The sequence below is a fragment of the Streptomyces sp. NPDC046931 genome, assembly GCF_040644655.1.
GTDB lineage: Bacteria > Actinomycetota > Actinomycetes > Streptomycetales > Streptomycetaceae > Streptomyces.
This window is the reverse complement of sequence record NZ_JBEYWX010000004.1, coordinates 192,833-207,689: the sequence shown is the minus strand read 5'-3', so window position 1 is coordinate 207,689 and position 14,857 is coordinate 192,833. Positions and strand designations below refer to the sequence as shown.

13 protein-coding genes and 1 tRNA gene are annotated in these 14,857 nt (G+C 70.9%); 8 read left to right on the top strand and 6 right to left on the bottom strand.

Annotated features, from left to right (window positions below; translation table 11 throughout):
• Positions 1 to 85: 85 nt before the first annotated feature.
• The 4 genes from ABZ876_RS10670 to ABZ876_RS10655 form a co-directional block, all read right to left on the bottom strand.
• Positions 86 to 919, bottom strand: a complete 834-nt coding sequence (locus tag ABZ876_RS10670) for an S-methyl-5'-thioadenosine phosphorylase (protein ID WP_361777519.1) — start codon at positions 917 to 919, stop codon at positions 86 to 88.
• Between the two features lie 230 nt (positions 920 to 1,149).
• A complete protein-coding gene (locus ABZ876_RS10665; protein WP_361777516.1) occupies positions 1,150 to 1,440 on the bottom strand; it encodes an FmdB family zinc ribbon protein in 291 nt (96 codons plus the stop codon).
• Positions 1,441 to 1,508: 68 nt separating this feature from the next.
• Positions 1,509 to 2,777 (bottom strand): MFS transporter, encoded by a 1,269-nt coding sequence (locus tag ABZ876_RS10660; protein WP_361777513.1) that lies wholly within the window; start codon positions 2,775 to 2,777, stop codon positions 1,509 to 1,511.
• A gap of 310 nt (positions 2,778 to 3,087) precedes the next feature.
• Complete coding sequence (locus tag ABZ876_RS10655; RefSeq protein ID WP_361777510.1) at positions 3,088 to 4,614, bottom strand: potassium/proton antiporter; 1,527 nt, start codon at positions 4,612 to 4,614, stop codon at positions 3,088 to 3,090.
• Between the two features lie 255 nt (positions 4,615 to 4,869).
• On the opposite strand from ABZ876_RS10655, the gene ABZ876_RS10650 reads away from it, so the two are divergent.
• Positions 4,870 to 7,683: a penicillin acylase family protein gene (locus ABZ876_RS10650; protein WP_361777507.1), complete on the top strand. Its 2,814-nt coding sequence runs from the start codon at positions 4,870 to 4,872 to the stop codon at positions 7,681 to 7,683.
• Between the two features lie 65 nt (positions 7,684 to 7,748).
• Here the strand turns inward: ABZ876_RS10650 and ABZ876_RS10645 are convergent, their stop codons facing one another.
• Positions 7,749 to 8,324 (bottom strand): 5-formyltetrahydrofolate cyclo-ligase, encoded by a 576-nt coding sequence (locus ABZ876_RS10645; RefSeq protein ID WP_361777504.1) that lies wholly within the window; start codon positions 8,322 to 8,324, stop codon positions 7,749 to 7,751.
• A 133-nt stretch (positions 8,325 to 8,457) separates the two neighbouring features.
• Here ABZ876_RS10645 and galU point away from each other — a divergent pair, with 133 nt between their 5' ends.
• The 7 genes from galU to ABZ876_RS10610 all read left to right on the top strand — a co-directional run bounded on the left by galU (position 8,458) and on the right by ABZ876_RS10610 (position 14,082).
• Positions 8,458 to 9,360 (top strand): UTP--glucose-1-phosphate uridylyltransferase GalU, encoded by a 903-nt coding sequence (gene galU / locus ABZ876_RS10640; protein ID WP_361777501.1) that lies wholly within the window; start codon positions 8,458 to 8,460, stop codon positions 9,358 to 9,360.
• Between the two features lie 4 nt (positions 9,361 to 9,364).
• Positions 9,365 to 10,684, top strand: a complete 1,320-nt coding sequence (gene glp, locus ABZ876_RS10635; protein WP_361777498.1) for a gephyrin-like molybdotransferase Glp — start codon at positions 9,365 to 9,367, stop codon at positions 10,682 to 10,684.
• A 190-nt stretch (positions 10,685 to 10,874) separates the two neighbouring features.
• On the top strand, positions 10,875 to 11,354 hold the full coding sequence (gene moaC / locus ABZ876_RS10630; RefSeq protein ID WP_361777495.1) for a cyclic pyranopterin monophosphate synthase MoaC: 480 nt from the start codon (positions 10,875 to 10,877) through the stop codon (positions 11,352 to 11,354).
• Entirely contained in the window at positions 11,351 to 11,962 is a 612-nt protein-coding gene (locus ABZ876_RS10625; RefSeq protein ID WP_361777492.1) for a MogA/MoaB family molybdenum cofactor biosynthesis protein, read from the top strand. The genes moaC and ABZ876_RS10625 overlap by 4 nt, the downstream gene beginning before the upstream one ends.
• Positions 11,959 to 12,591 (top strand): GNAT family protein, encoded by a 633-nt coding sequence (locus tag ABZ876_RS10620; RefSeq protein WP_361778118.1) that lies wholly within the window; start codon positions 11,959 to 11,961, stop codon positions 12,589 to 12,591. The genes ABZ876_RS10625 and ABZ876_RS10620 overlap by 4 nt, the downstream gene beginning before the upstream one ends.
• A gap of 173 nt (positions 12,592 to 12,764) precedes the next feature.
• Positions 12,765 to 13,913 carry a gephyrin-like molybdotransferase receptor GlpR gene (gene glpR, locus ABZ876_RS10615; protein WP_361777489.1) on the top strand — a complete coding sequence of 383 codons (1,149 nt, stop codon included), beginning with the start codon at positions 12,765 to 12,767 and terminating at the stop codon, positions 13,911 to 13,913.
• A gap of 95 nt (positions 13,914 to 14,008) precedes the next feature.
• Positions 14,009 to 14,082: transfer RNA gene (locus tag ABZ876_RS10610), tRNA-Ala, on the top strand.
• A gap of 262 nt (positions 14,083 to 14,344) precedes the next feature.
• Here the strand turns inward: ABZ876_RS10610 and ABZ876_RS10605 are convergent.
• Positions 14,345 to 14,821 (bottom strand): GNAT family N-acetyltransferase, encoded by a 477-nt coding sequence (locus ABZ876_RS10605; RefSeq protein ID WP_361777487.1) that lies wholly within the window; start codon positions 14,819 to 14,821, stop codon positions 14,345 to 14,347.
• Positions 14,822 to 14,857: the final 36 nt, after the last annotated feature.

Sequence of the window (14,857 nt, the reverse complement as noted above, 5' to 3'; positions counted from 1 at the left end):
TCCGCCGACGCCCGTGGACTACCGGCCGGTTGTGGACAACCTGGTCACCCGAACGGGACGTTCCGGCCGCGCCGCCCCCGCGACGTCACGGCAGCTCGAAACCCGGGTCCATCCCGCCCAGCGCGCTCGTGCACAGGCAGTCCCGCGCCTCGTTCGCCGGCAGCCCCGCGACCGCGTCGAACAGCACGCCCCGCAGCCGGTCCACGTTGGCCGCGAAAACCTTCAGCACCTCGTCGTGCGAGACGCCCTCACCGGTCTCGGCCCCCGCGTCCAGATCCGTCACGAGGGTCAACGACGTGTAGCACAGCTCCAGCTCACGGGCGAGCGCGGCCTCGGGGTGGCCGGTCATGCCGACCACGGACCAGCCCTGCGCCTGGTGCCACAACGATTCGGCACGGGTGGAGAACCGCGGACCCTCGACCACGACCAGCGTGCCGCCGTCCACCGGCTCCCAGTCCCGCCCGTACGCCGCTGTCAGCGCGGCCTTGCGGCCGACGGGGCAGTACGGGTCGGCGAGCGAGACGTGCACCACGTTCGGCACGGTGCCGTCGGGCAGCGGAAGGCCGTCGAAGTACGTCTGCGTCCGGGCCTTCGTACGGTCCACCAGCTGGTCTGGGACGAGCAGTGTCCCGGGGCCGTACTCGGGGCGCAGCCCGCCCACGGCGCACGGCCCGAGCACCTGCCGTACGCCGACGGAGCGCAGCGCCCAGAGATTGGCGCGGTAGTTGATCCGGTGCGGCGGGAGATGGTGGCCGCGGCCGTGGCGGGGGAGGAAAGCGACCTTCCGCCCGGCGATCTCGCCGAGGAAGAGGGAGTCGCTGGGTGCCCCGTACGGGGTGTCGACCTGTATCTCGGTCACATCGTCGAGGAACGAGTAGAAGCCCGAGCCGCCGATGACACCGATCTCTGCGTTCGCCATGGCCAGCACAGTAGCGGGCCCCGGGCGGCATGAATCCCCTGCCTCCGTCCGGACCGGAAAGCAGGGGAACGCAGAGGAACGCGGGGGAACACAGGCGAGTGGGAGACCGCCCGCCCCCGCAGTGCCGTCCAGGGGCGGGCGGGAAACCTGAGGACCCCGCCGTCGGTGCGACGGCAGGGTCCGAGGCAGTGCCTCGCGCCGGGGGCGGAGCCTCGCGCCGGGGCGGAGCCCTACGCTGCTGAGCTGGACGCGGAGCTCGTCGACGACGACCCGGAGTCGGACGAGGACGAGGACGTCGAGGAGCTCGACGACTTCGTGGACGCCGGGCTGCTGCTCGACGACGAGCCGCGGCTGTCGTTGCGGTAGAAGCCGGAGCCCTTGAAGACGATGCCGACCGCGGAGAACACCTTCTTCAGGCGGCCACCGCAGTTGGGGCACTCGGTCAGGGCGTCGTCGGTGAACTTCTGCACCGCCTCGAGGCCCTCGCCGCACTCGGTGCACTGGTACTGGTAGGTCGGCACTTGTCTTCCTCCTGGCACTCTGACTCGATGAGTGCTAACGACGATCCATAGTGACGTATTCCTCGGGATCAGTCCACCGTGACCGGGGAGCGGTGACCGACACCACGTGCCACGGTGCGCCCGCGAGGCCGTGCCGCCAGCCGTGACCGCAGTGCCACCAGGGTCACCAGGGCCAGCACCGTGCCACCCATCGGGACGAGGAAGCCGGCGCCGTTCCACAGGCGGTCCTCCAGCTGCCCGGCGACGGTGACCGCGGCCGCCTGGCCGAACGCGACCGCGCCGGTCAGCCAGGTGAAGGCCTCGGTGCGGGCGCTCGCCGGGACCAGGCCCTCCACGAGCGTGTAGCCGGTGATCAGGGCGGGCGCGATGCACATGCCCACCAGGAGGCCGAGGCCGCCCAGGACGGCCACGGAGTGCGCGGTCCACAGGGCGGAGGCGGCCAGCGCAAGGGCCGCGTAGCCGAGGACGAGACGGCGCTGCGGGGCGGCCTTCCAGGCGACGGCTCCGCAGACGATGCCCGAGAGCATGTTGCCGGCGGCGAAGACGCCGTACAGGACGCCGTTCAGGCCGGGGGAGCCGATCGATTCGCTGAACGCGGCGAGAGAGACCTGCATGCCGCCGAAGACGGAACCGATGCCCAGGAAGGTCACGACCAGCACCCGCACTCCGGGGACACTCAGCGCTGAGGCCTGCTTCACGCGCGCGTGAAGCTCGGCGGCGGGCGGCTGTGTGCCCCTCTGGGCGGCGAACAGCACACCGCCGACCAGGGTCAGTGCCGCCTCGGCCACCAGGCCCGCGGCCGGGGCCACGGCGGTGCACAGGGCCGTCGCCAGCAGTGGTCCGAGCACGAAGGTCAGCTCGTCGGTGACCGACTCGAAGGCCGCCGCCGTCGGCATCAGGGGCGAGTCCTTGAGCTTCACGCCCCAGCGGGCACGGACCATGGGGCCGATCTGGGGCACCGAGGCGCCGGTCGGGACGGCCGCCGCGAACAGGGCCCACAGGGGCGCGTGGGCCAGGGCGAGCGCGGTGAGGGAGGAGGCCGCGACGGTGTGCGCCAGGACGCCGGGGAGCAGCACGGCCCGCTGGCCGTGACGGTCGGCGAGACGCCCGCTGTAGGGCGCGAACAGCGCCATGGAGACGCCGGTGGCCGCCGCGACGGCGCCCGCGGTCCCGTAGGAGCCGGCCGTGTGCTGGACCAGCAGCACGATGGACAGGGTGAGCATCGCGAACGGCTGGCGAGCGGCGAAGCCGGGGAGCAGGAACGTCCAGGCGCCGCGGGTGCGCAGCAGCTGTCCGTAGCCCGGACGGGACGACTTCGAGGTGACCGTGGACACCACGGCCCGTGCCTTTCTGCCGCCTGGTAGCGCGCGGCCCCTTCCATGGGCCGGCTCGCCGTGCGAGGGCGCGCCGAGAGCTGTCCTCTTGCGCGGACTGCGGTAGATACCGGTGCCACCTCTCGGGGTGCCCGGCCGCCATACGGTCGCGCCAGCTCTGCGTCAGGCAGAGTTGGTTCGATCAAGGTCGCCTTGATTGTACCGAGGTGGCAGGCGGGCATGCCTGTGAAAAAGGGCACCACTGGATCGTTCGCCTGTGATTGCCAGAGGTGTGAACCGCTCGAAATGCTGCCGTAACACCTGCTTTCGCAGGTCAGGCTCCCGGGCGCCCGTTCCCCAGCCCCAGCCATCCGGCCAGCTTGCCGCCCTGGCCGACGGCTCTGAGCCGCTTCTCCGCCGCGTCGCGGACCTCGTCCGTGGCGACGACGAGGAGCTCGTCCCGGCGCCGCAGCACCGTCGTGGGCAGCGGCACGAACGAGCTGCCGTCCCGGACCACGAGGGTGACCGCCGCCCCGGGCGGCAGCCGCAGCTCGCTGACCTCCACGCCGTGCATCCGGGAGCCTTCGGGGATCGCGACGGACAGCAGATGCCCGCGCAGCCGCTCCAGGGGTGCCGACTCGATGCCGAGGTCGGCGGCCTCGGGGCCCTGGCCCAGGCGCAGGGTGCGAGCCAGCCACGGCAGGGTCGGGCCCTGGATCAGGGTGTAGACGACGACGAGCACGAAGACCATGTTGAAGATGCGGCGGCTGCTCTCGACTCCGTTCACCATGGGGATCGTCGCCAGGATGATGGGCACCGCACCGCGCAGCCCGGCCCACGACATCAGCGTCTGCTCCTGCCAGGGCATCCGGAACGGCGCCAGGCTCAGCACCACGCTCAGGGGGCGCGCCACCATGGTCAGCACCAGGCCGATGACCAGCGCGGGCAGCACGTCGTCGCCCAGTTCGTGCGGGGTGACCAGAAGACCGAGCAGGACGAACATGCCGATCTGGGCGATCCAGCCGAGCCCCTCGGCGAAACCGCGTGTCGCGGGCCAGTGCGGCAGCTTGGCGTTGCCGAGCATCATCGAGGCGAGGTACACGGCGAGGAAGCCGCTGCCGTGCGCGAGCGCGCCGCCCGCGTACGCCATGACCGCGATGGCCATGACGGCGATCGGGTAGAGGCCGGAGGCGGGCAGCGCGACATGCCGCAGGCCCCAGGAGCCGAGCCAGCCCACCGCGAGGCCGATGGCGGCGCCGACGGCCAGCTCCGCGAATATCTCCAGCAGCAGCGTGTACCAGTGCTCCACCGGGCCGGCGGCCGAGAAGGCCACGACGAGGATGACCACGGGGGCGTCGTTGAAGCCGGACTCGGCCTCCAGAACGGCCGTCACACGCGTGGGGAGCGGGATTTTCCGCAGCACCGAGAAGACGGCCGCCGCGTCGGTCGACGACACCACCGCTCCGATGATGAGCGACTGCCGCCAGGGCAGGCCGATCAGGTAGTGCGCGCCGGCGGCCGTGACCCCCACGCTCACCGCGACGCCGAAGAGTGCCATGGAGGAGGCCGCTGGGAGCGCGGGTTTGATCTCCTTCCACTTGGTGCCGAGACCGCCCTCGGCCAGGATCACCACCAGAGCCGCGTAGCCGATCACCTGGGTCAGCACGGCGTTGTTGAAGTGGACGCCGCCGACCCCGTCCTGCCCCATGGCGATACCGATGCCCAGGTATACGAGCAGGCTGGGGAGCCCGCTGCGTGAGGAGACGCGTACCGCTGCCACCGCGACTAGCAGGACGAGCGAACAGACGAGCAGGAGCTGGTTGAGGTGGTGGACAGTCAGCGGCCGTTCCCTTCTCGCCAATCCGGGCGCCGCGGTGCGGACGCCCTGGGCCCGGCAGTGAATGCGGTCCTGCCGGGATCTTCAGGACAGTTACTTCGTTACCTTACCTAACTCTTGACGCTTTCTTGACGCTCCAGGCCGCACGATCGAACTCCCGTCCGGGCGCGTTCCCGACTCCGCGTCAAGGCCGCGGGGGCCCTGCGCCTATGGTTGCTCCAGCGCTCAGTAGAAAGCACAGCCCGCCCTGCCGCTCGTGTTAGGACAGCAAGGACAGCGATGCCCCCCAACACCACCGCCTCTTCCGGCCAGAAGCCCGGCAAGTCCGGCAGGAAGAAGGGGCGCAGAGCCCGTCTGCTCGTGATCGTCCTGGTTGTGGCCCTTGTGGGAGGTTTCGGCTATGGCGGGTATTGGTCCGTCAGCACCGTCCGCGCCTCTTTGCCGCAGACCAAGGGTTCGATCACGCTCGACGGCCTGTCGGGTCCCGTCCAGGTCAAGCGTGACGGTTACGGGATCCCGCAGATCTACGCCTCCTCCGACGAGGACCTGTTCATGGCGCAGGGATACGTCCAGGCGCAGGACCGGTTCTACGAGATGGACGTGCGCCGCCACATGACCTCCGGGCGCCTGTCCGAGATGTTCGGCAAGAGCCAGGTCAAGAACGACGAGTTCCTGCGCACCCTCGGCTGGGACCGGGTGGCGCGCGAGGAATACGACACCAAGCTGTCGGCCGCCACCAAGAAGTACCTCCAGGCGTACGCCAAGGGAGTCAACGCCTATCTTCAGGGCAAGGACGGCAAGGACATCTCCCTGGAGTACGCGGCGCTGGCCCTCAGCAACGACTACAGGCCCGCGGCGTGGACGCCGGTGGACTCGGTCTCCTGGCTCAAGGCCATGGCCTGGGACCTGCGCGGCAACATGCAGGAGGAGATCGACCGCTCGCTGATGGCCAGCCGGCTCGGTCCGAAGCAGGTCGCGGACCTGTACCCGCAGTACCCGTACGGCCGTAACAAGCCGATCGTCCAGGGGGGCCAGTACAACGCCCTCACCAAGGCGTTCGAGCCGGGCGGCGCGACGGGCTCCGGGTCGGCGACCGGCACCTCCCGCTCCTCGACCACCGGCACGAGGGGCACGACGGGCACGGGCACGGGCGCCGGTGGCACGACGGGCGCGACCGGCACGTCCGGCACCTCGGGTCTGCAGGGCCAGCTGGCGCGTCTGTCCAAGGCCCTGGACGGCGTTCCCACCGCCGTGGGTGTCAACGGCAACGGCATCGGCTCGAACTCCTGGGTCGTCGCCGGCAGCCACACCATCACCGGAAAGCCGCTGCTGGCCAACGACCCGCACCTGTCGGCCTCGCTGCCGTCGGTCTGGTACCAGATGGGCCTGCACTGCACGACCCTGTCCCGCTCCTGCCAGTACGACGTGACCGGGTACACCTTCGCCGGCATGCCCGGGGTGGTCATCGGCCACAACGGGAACATCGCCTGGGGCATGACCAACTCCGGCGTCGACGTCACCGATCTCTACCTGGAGAAGCTGTCCGGAGCCGGATACCTCTACGACGGCAAGGTGAAGCCGTTCACCACCCGTACCGAGACGATCAAGGTCGCCGGAGGGGACTCCAAGGAGATCGTGGTCCGGGAGACGAACAACGGCCCGCTGCTCTCCGACCGCGACGACGAGCTCGTCAAGGTCGGCAGGAAGGCCGTCGTCGACACCGCGGCCCCCGACCGTGGCGACGGCTACGCCATCGCGCTGCGCTGGACCGCCCTGGACCCGGGCACCTCCATGGACGCCGTCTTCCAGATCGACAAGGCGTCGAACTGGAACGAGTTTCGCGTGGGGGCCAAGGGCTTCGACGTGCCCTCGCAGAACCTGATCTACGCCGACACCAAGGGCAACATCGGATACCAGCTGCCGGGCAAGATCCCCGCGCGCGCGTCGGGTGACGACGGCTCGCTCCCGGCGCCCGGCTGGGACCCCAAGTACCAGTGGACCGGATACATCCCGAAGAACGCGCTGCCGTACGAGTACAACCCCGGCCGCGGCTACATCGTCACCGCCAACCAGGCCGTGATCGACAAGAACGAGTACCCCTACACGCTCACCACGGACTGGGGCTACGGCACCCGCAGCCAGCGGATCACCGACCTGATCGAGTCGAAGATCAAGGGCGGCGGCAAGATCTCGACCGACGACATGCGGCAGATGCAGCTCGACAGCAGCAGCGAGATCGCCAAGCTCCTGGTGCCCAAGCTGCTCAAGATCGACGTCTCCGACAAGCACGTCCGTGAGGCGCAGAAGCTGCTGGAGGGCTGGGACTACACCCAGGACGCCGACTCGGCGGCGGCCGCGTACTTCAACGCCGTGTGGCGCAACATCCTCAAGCTCGCGTTCGGCAACAAGCTGCCCAGGGAACTGAGGGTCAAGGGCCAGTGCCTGTGGGTCGAGCCGGCCGACGTCACCGGCCCCGCGGACGCGGACCGGAAGGTGCGCGAGTGCGGCCAGCGCGACGCCGACCAGGCGCAGCCCGACGGCGGCGACCGCTGGTTCGAGGTGGTGCGCACCCTCGTCGACGACGAGAAGAACGACTGGTGGCACATGCCCAAGACGCGCACCGACAAGGCCGGCACGACGCGTGACGAGCTGTTCGCGCGGGCCATGAAGGACGCTCGCTGGGAGCTGACCGCCAAGCTCGGCAAGGACCTGGACACCTGGAGCTGGGGCCGGCTGCACCGTCTGTTCCTGAAGAACCAGACCCTCGGTGCCGACGGTCCCGGCATACTCCAGTACATGCTCAACCGCGGGCCCTGGAAGCTCGACGGCGGCGAGGCGACCGTGAACGCCACGGGCTGGAACGCGGCGGGCGGCTACAGCGTCGTCTGGGTGCCGTCGATGCGCATGGTGGTCAACCTGGACGACCTCGACAAGTCCAAGTGGATCAACCTGTCCGGCGCCTCGGGGCACGCCTACAGCGCCCACTACACCGACCAGACGGAGAAGTGGGCCGAGGGCGAACTGCTGCCGTGGAACTTCTCGAAGGGCGCGGTCGACAAGGGCACGTCCGACACGCTGGAGCTCAAGCCCTGACCTCCGGCGCCGGCTGAGAACGGCCCTCCACGCGTGCGTGGAGGGCCGTTCCCGCACTCCAGGGGCTAGTGGAAGCGGCGCACGCCGGACGGCGTCACCACCGCGTGCACCGGACGGTCATGCGCCTCTTCTGGGACGCGTTCGACGACCTCCGCCTCGTACAGGAGCACCACCAGCGCCGGGTCGGCTCCCGAGCGCTCCAGGCGGGCCAGCACGCGGTCGTACGAGCCTCCGCCGCGGCCGAGGCGCATGCCGCGCGCGTCCACGGCCAGGCCGGGCAGCAGTACCGCGTCGGCCTGCTGGACGGCTTCCGGGCCCAGGCGTTCGCCCGCGGGCTCCAAGAGGGCCATCCTGGAGCCGTGCCGCACGCGGACCAGGCGGTCCGGCCCGGTGTACGCGCCCCAGTCCAGGTCGTTGTCCGGCAGCAGCACCGGCAGCAGAACGCGCACGCCCCGCGCGCGCAGCGCGTCCAGGAGCGCGAGCGTGCCGGGTTCCGCTCCCACGGAGACGTATGCCGCGACCGTGCGCGCGTTCGCCAGTTCGGGCAGCTCCAGGGCCCGCTCGGCCAGCGCGGCCGCCGCCTCGTCGACGTCATCCGCCGTCAACCTGCTTCTCACCGAGAGGAGTCCTCGCCGCAACATTCGCTTGTCAGGCTCTGCCTCGTGTTCCCTGGGAACCACTGGTCGCCGTCCTGCCTTCCTTAATCTGCTCATATGAGAGCGAATTAACCGGGGCCACAGATACCTCACAAAGCCACCCGATAAGGTGGCGGGCATGACTGAGTCGAACCCCCGGATCACCAAGGCTGTCATCCCCGCGGCAGGTCTCGGCACCCGGTTCCTGCCGGCCACCAAGGCCACTCCCAAGGAAATGCTGCCGGTCGTGGACAAGCCCGCGATCCAGTACGTGGTCGAGGAGGCCGTCTCCGCGGGGCTCGACGATGTCCTCATGGTCACCGGCCGCAACAAGCGCCCCCTCGAGGACCACTTCGACCGCAACTACGAGCTCGAATCGGCCCTGGAGAATAAGGGCGACGCCGAGCGGCTTTCGAAGGTCCAGGAGTCCAGCGACCTCGCCACCATGCACTACGTCCGCCAGGGCGACCCCAGGGGCCTCGGCCACGCCGTGCTGTGCGCCGCCCCGCACGTCGGCCACGAGCCCTTCGCCGTCCTCCTCGGCGACGACCTCATCGACCCGCGCGACCCCCTGCTGGCCCGCATGGTCGAGGTCCAGGAGCAGCGCGGCGGAAGCGTCATCGCACTCATGGAGGTCGCGCCGGAGCAGATCCACCTCTACGGGTGCGCGGCCGTCGAGACCACCGAGGACGGCGACGTGGTCAAGGTGACCGGGCTGATCGAGAAGCCGGACCCGGCGGACGCCCCGTCGAACTTCGCGGTCATCGGCCGCTATGTCCTCGACCCGCACATCTTCGACATACTGCGCAAGACGGAGCCGGGCCGCGGCGGCGAGATCCAGCTGACCGACGCCCTCCAGCAGCTCGCCGAGGACGAGAAGATCGGTGGCCCCGTGCACGGCGTCGTCTTCAAGGGCCGCCGTTACGACACCGGCGACCGCGGCGACTATCTGCGTGCCATTGTCAGACTCGCGTGCGAACGTGAGGACCTGGGGCCGGACTTCCGGGCCTGGCTTCGCAGTTACGTATCCGAGGAGATGTAGCGATTTGAGCGCCGCCGCGACCCCCGCCACCGGCCAGGACCGCCTCTGGTCGGTGGACGAGCACCTGGAGGACATCCTCGCCACCGTCCGCCCGCTGGAACCCATCGAGCTGCAACTGCTCGACGCCCTGGGCTGTGTGCTGGTCGACGACGTCACGGTGCCTGTCTCCCTGCCGCCGTTCGACAACAGCTCCATGGACGGCTATGCGGTGCGGGTCGCGGACGTCGCGGGCGCGAGCGAGGAGTTCCCGGCCGCCCTCACGGTCATCGGGGACGTCGCGGCCGGGGCGGCCGACCTGCTCCGGGTGGGTCCCGGCCAGGCCGCGCGCATCATGACCGGCGCTCCCCTGCCGCCCGGCGCCGAGGCCGTGGTGCCCGTGGAGTGGACCGATGGCGGACTGGGCGGCGGCCCCGTCACCGGGATGCGCGCCCGCAGCCTCTCGCCCGAGGGTGCCTCCGGGCAGGTGCGGGTGCACCGCCCGGCCGAGGCACGCGCGCACGTACGCGCGAAGGGCAGCGATGTGCAGGCCGGCGATCTCGCCCTCACGGCGGGTACGGTCATCGGGCCGCCGCAGATCGCGCTGCTCGCCGCGATCGGCCGCGGCACGGCCCGGGTGCGTCCGCGCCCGCGCGTGGTCGTCCTGTCCACCGGCAGCGAACTCGTCCAGCCCGACGAGGAACTGGCGGACGGCCAGATCTACGACTCCAACAGCTTCGCCCTCACCGCCGCCGCCCGGGACGCCGGGGCGATCGGCTACCGGGTGGGCGCGGTCGCCGACGACGCGGACACGCTCCGCGCCACCATCGAGGACCAGCTCGTCCGCGCCGACCTCATGGTCACCACCGGAGGGGTGAGCGTGGGGGCGTACGACGTCGTCAAGGAGGCACTCTCCGCCGTCGGCGACACGGAGGAGGGCGGCGGCGTCGAGTTCCGCAAGCTCGCCATGCAGCCCGGCAAGCCACAGGGCTTCGGCTCCATCGGCCCCGACCACACACCGCTGCTCGCGCTGCCCGGCAACCCGGTGTCGTCGTACGTCTCCTTCGAACTGTTCGTCCGTCCCGTGATCCGCACCCTGATGGGCCTGAAGGACGTGCACCGCCCCAGGACCAGGGCCGTCCTGGAGGCGGACAAGGCACTGACCTCTCCCGCGGGCCGGCGGCAGTTCCTGCGCGGCAGGTACGCCGACGGCACGGTGACACCGGTCGGCGGCGCGGGCTCCCACCTGATCGCGGCCCTCGCGCAGGCCGACGCGCTGATCGTCGTTCCCGAGGACGACACGTCCGTCGAGCCGGGCACCGAGGTCGAGGTGGTCCTCCTCGGGTGATCCCGCGACCCGAGGCCCCGGGCGGTGCCCGGGTTGGGGGGCTTCGTCCGGGCGCCGGGAGGGGGATGTCCGCCGGTGCGTCCGGACCGTGGACCTTGACCGGCCGGGCCCGCCGACTTGGCGGTACCGTGTCGCGCACAACAGGCCCGTGCGCTGCACCGCAGGGCCCGGATGGGGAGCACCGCAGCAGATGAGTACGCAGGACCGACTGACCCACATCGACGACGCCGGGGCGGCCCGCATGGTCGACGTCTCCGGGAAGGACGTCACCGAGCGCACCGCCCGCGCCAGTGGACGCGTGCTGGTCTCCGCGCGCGTGGTGGAGCTGCTGCGCGGAGAGGGTGTCCCCAAGGGTGACGCGCTCGCCACCGCGCGTATCGCGGGCATCATGGGCGCCAAGCGCACCCCGGACCTCATCCCGCTGTGCCACCCGTTGTCGGTGTCGGGTGTGAAGCTGGATCTGTCCGTCACGGACGACGCCGTCGAGATCACGGCGACCGTGAAGACCACCGACCGCACGGGCGTCGAGATGGAGGCGCTCACCGCGGTCAGCGTCGCGGCGCTCACCGTGATCGACATGGTCAAGGCGGTCGACAAGGGAGCCGTGATCACGGACGTGCGCGTGGAGGAGAAGACCGGCGGGAAGTCGGGCGACTGGAGCCGGGCATGACGGCGCCGGCCGGTCGGCCGGCCGGCGGCGCCCTGACCGCGCCGTACGCGGCCCTGGTGGTGACCGCGTCCAACCGCGCGGCCGCGGGCGTGTACGAGGACAAGGGCGGCCCCCTGATCGTGGAGGCGCTCACCCGGTGCGGTTTCGCCGCCGACGGACCGTGGGTCGTCCCGGACGGCCACCCGGTGAAGCAGGCGCTGCGGACCGGCGTCCGGGCGGGCTACGACGTGATCGTGACGACCGGCGGCACCGGGATCTCGCCCACGGACCGCACCCCCGAGGCGACCCGTGCGGTGATCGACTACGAGATTCCGGGCATTCCCGAGGCCATCAGGGCGTTCGGAAGGGAGAAGGTGCCGACTGCGGCCCTCTCCCGGGGAACCGCCGGGGTCGCCGAGGGAACGCTGATCGTCAACCTGCCGGGGTCCACCGGCGGGGTCAGGGACGGTCTGACCGTCCTGGAACCACTGTTGGTGCACGCAGTCGACCAGATCCGCGGCGGCGACCACCCGAGAGCCGACGCGGGCGGACCGGCGGCCCCGGGGGCCGGCGCGGGCGGAGCGACGGCCGGCGAAAACCGCCCCAGACCGAGTGGGGGTGCGAGCTGAACAGCCCATCCTGGCCCGTTGAGCTGGCGGACGGCGATGTCGTCCTCCGGCCGATACGGCTGCGCGACCAGCGGGTCTGGCGCGAGGTCAACCGCCGCAACCGGGAGTGGCTGCGGCCGTGGGAGGCGACCATTCCGCCGCCCACGCCGAGCGGCCCGATCGCGCACCGGCCGACCTACCGCCAGATGGTCCGGCATCTGCGCAGGGAGGCGACCGCGGGCCGGATGCTGCCCTTCGTCATCGAGTACCAGGGGCGTCTCGTGGGTCAGTTGACGGTGGCCGGGATCACCTGGGGCTCGATGTGCTCGGGGCACGTCGGCTACTGGGTGGACGAGGCGGTCGCGGGCCGCGGGGTGATGCCGACGGCCGTGGCGCTCGTCGTCGACCACTGCTTCCGGACCGTCGGGCTGCATCGCATCGAAGTCTGCATTCGCCCCGAGAACGGGCCGAGCCGCCGGGTGGTGGAGAAACTCGGATTCCGCGAGGAGGGGCTCCGGCCGCGTTATCTGCACATCGACGGGGCCTGGCGGGACCACCTCGTCTTCGCGCTCACCGCCGAAGAGGTGCCCGAGGGACTTCTCGCGCGCTGGCGTCAGGCGCGTTCCCGGCAGGCCCACCCCGGAAAATAAAAAATGTGTTCGAAATTGATCGGGTGACGATCGCCTTGGGCCAATGCATTAGCGGTCCCGTCGGCCTGTTGATCGCATCGATCCCAAAAAAAGTTCGAAATATCAGCCAGATCGTGCGACACACCGGCCCAATTGGCAGATGGCCTCATGCAAACCCCTCTACCGTGTGAGGCGTGAGCAGCAGCGGCCTCATCTACGCAGTCATTGTCGGGGCCTGGGCCGCCTACTTGGTGCCGATGTGGCTCCGTAGGCAGGACGAGCTCAACGAGTCTCGTCCGACGGAACGCTTCAGCACCGCCATCCGGCTGCTGTCCGGACGGGCGGGCATGGAGCGTCGATACGCCAAGGACCTGCGGGCGCGCTCCACCGAGGAGGGGGAGCCCAGTGATCACCCGGACGGCGTCACCGGCTCGGTGGACGTCCGGGCCTTCGCCATGCCTCCGAAAGGTCGGCGGGAGCGTACGCGGGCCGAGCCGGAGGCCCCGGCCCGCCGGGAGCCGGCCGGCCGGGGCGCGCCCGGGGCCCGGAAGGCGCCCTCGGCGGAGGCGAGGGCCCGCGCCCGGCGCTCGAAGGTGCTCGCGCGGCGCCGGCGCACCACCGTGGTGCTCTTCCTCGCCTTCACGCTCGGCGCGATCGTCGCCGCGGTCGGGGGGCTGGCGTTCCTGTGGGCACCGGGCGTGCCCGCCGTGCTGCTGAGCGCGTACATCGCCTATCTGCGGTCGCAGGAGCGCAAGCGGTTCATCTACACGATGGACCGCCGCCGGGCCGAGGCGGCCGCACAGCGGCTGCGGGAACGGCAGCCCCGGCGGCGGCCCCCGGCCCCGTCCGACGCGGACGAGCAGCCGGAGGACGGATCCGAGCCCGAGAGCGACCCCGGGATGTCAGCGCTCGCCGCGGACCGGCGGGCCCTGGTCGAGCAGACCGATCACGCCGAGTGGGTGGACCAGCAGCGCGAGCGGCAGCGCAGGCCCGGGCACGGGGACAGCTGGGATCCCGTGCCGGTGCCGCTGCCGACGTATGTGACCGCGCCGGTCGCGCCGCGGGCGACGCCGAGCGTGGACCTCGGGAAGCCGGACGCCTGGAGCTCCGCCCGGTCGAGCGCGGCGGAGGCGGCGGCGCCCGTGCCCGGGGTCTCCGCGGCCGATCGCGACGAACCGGACCCGGAGGAACCCGCCGGGGCCCAGGAGCGACCGGGAGCCGGTGACGGCGGCCGGAGCGACGCCCGCAGGGCGGCCTCGGCGAGACGGTCCCGGGAGCGCGGACGCACTCCGCTGTTCGATCAGTACGAGGACGGAGAACGTCCCCGGGCCGCCAACGAGTAGGGACCGGTGGGGCCCGGTCGCACCCCCGCGGCTGACCTGCGCGGAACGGATTTCCAGACCGGCCGATGGGGATGCTAGAGTTTCACTCGTTGCAAGGGCCTGTGGCGCAGTCCGGTAGCGCACCTCGTTCGCATCGAGGGGGCCAGGGGTTCAAATCCCCTCAGGTCCACCGCAACAACTCCCTGAAGCTCAGGGCAGTTGAGAAGATCCCGTCCGATCGGAAGATCGGGCGGGATTTTTCGTTGTGCCGAACACGGCCCGGGCGCCGCACAGTTCGGGGCGCGGCGCGCGGTGTGGCGGTGTGGCGGTGTGAGGGAGTCCGCAGGCGCCGGTCGGTGCGGGAGCCCGCAGGCCTCGTCCGGTGCGGGAGCCGCAGGCGTCGGCTGTGTGCGGCGAGCCCGCAGGGCAGGGCTGGCGGGCCCCCGGGCGGCCTACAGCGGCTTTGCGAAGCAGAGGCTCAGGTCGTGGAAGCGGTAGTAGCCGAACTTGGCGCACGGCTCGTAGCCGCTGGAGGTGTAGAGGGCCACGGCCTCCGGCTGCTTGCTGCCCGTCTCCAGGACCATGCGGGTGCGGCCCGCTGCACGGGCGTCCTCCTCCAGGGCGGCCAGGATGCGGCGCGCCAGACCGCGGCCCCGCATCTCCGCTATGACGAACATGCGTTTGACCTCGGCGTCCCCGTCGAGATAACCCTCGTCGTTCTTCTCCTGGCCCCGCCAGCCGCCCGTGGCGACGGGGCGTTCCCACTCGTCGTATGCGATCAGATACAGGCCGGCCGGAGGCTGGAACATCGCCGGGTCCAGAGCGGTGGCGTCGCCGCCGTCGCCGTAACGCAGGTGGTACTCGGCCTGGACCTGGTCGCTGAGCTTGACGGCGTCGGGGTGGTCGAAGGAGACGCGGCGTATATTCATGCTGATGATCGTACAACTATTCATTATCGCGGACGG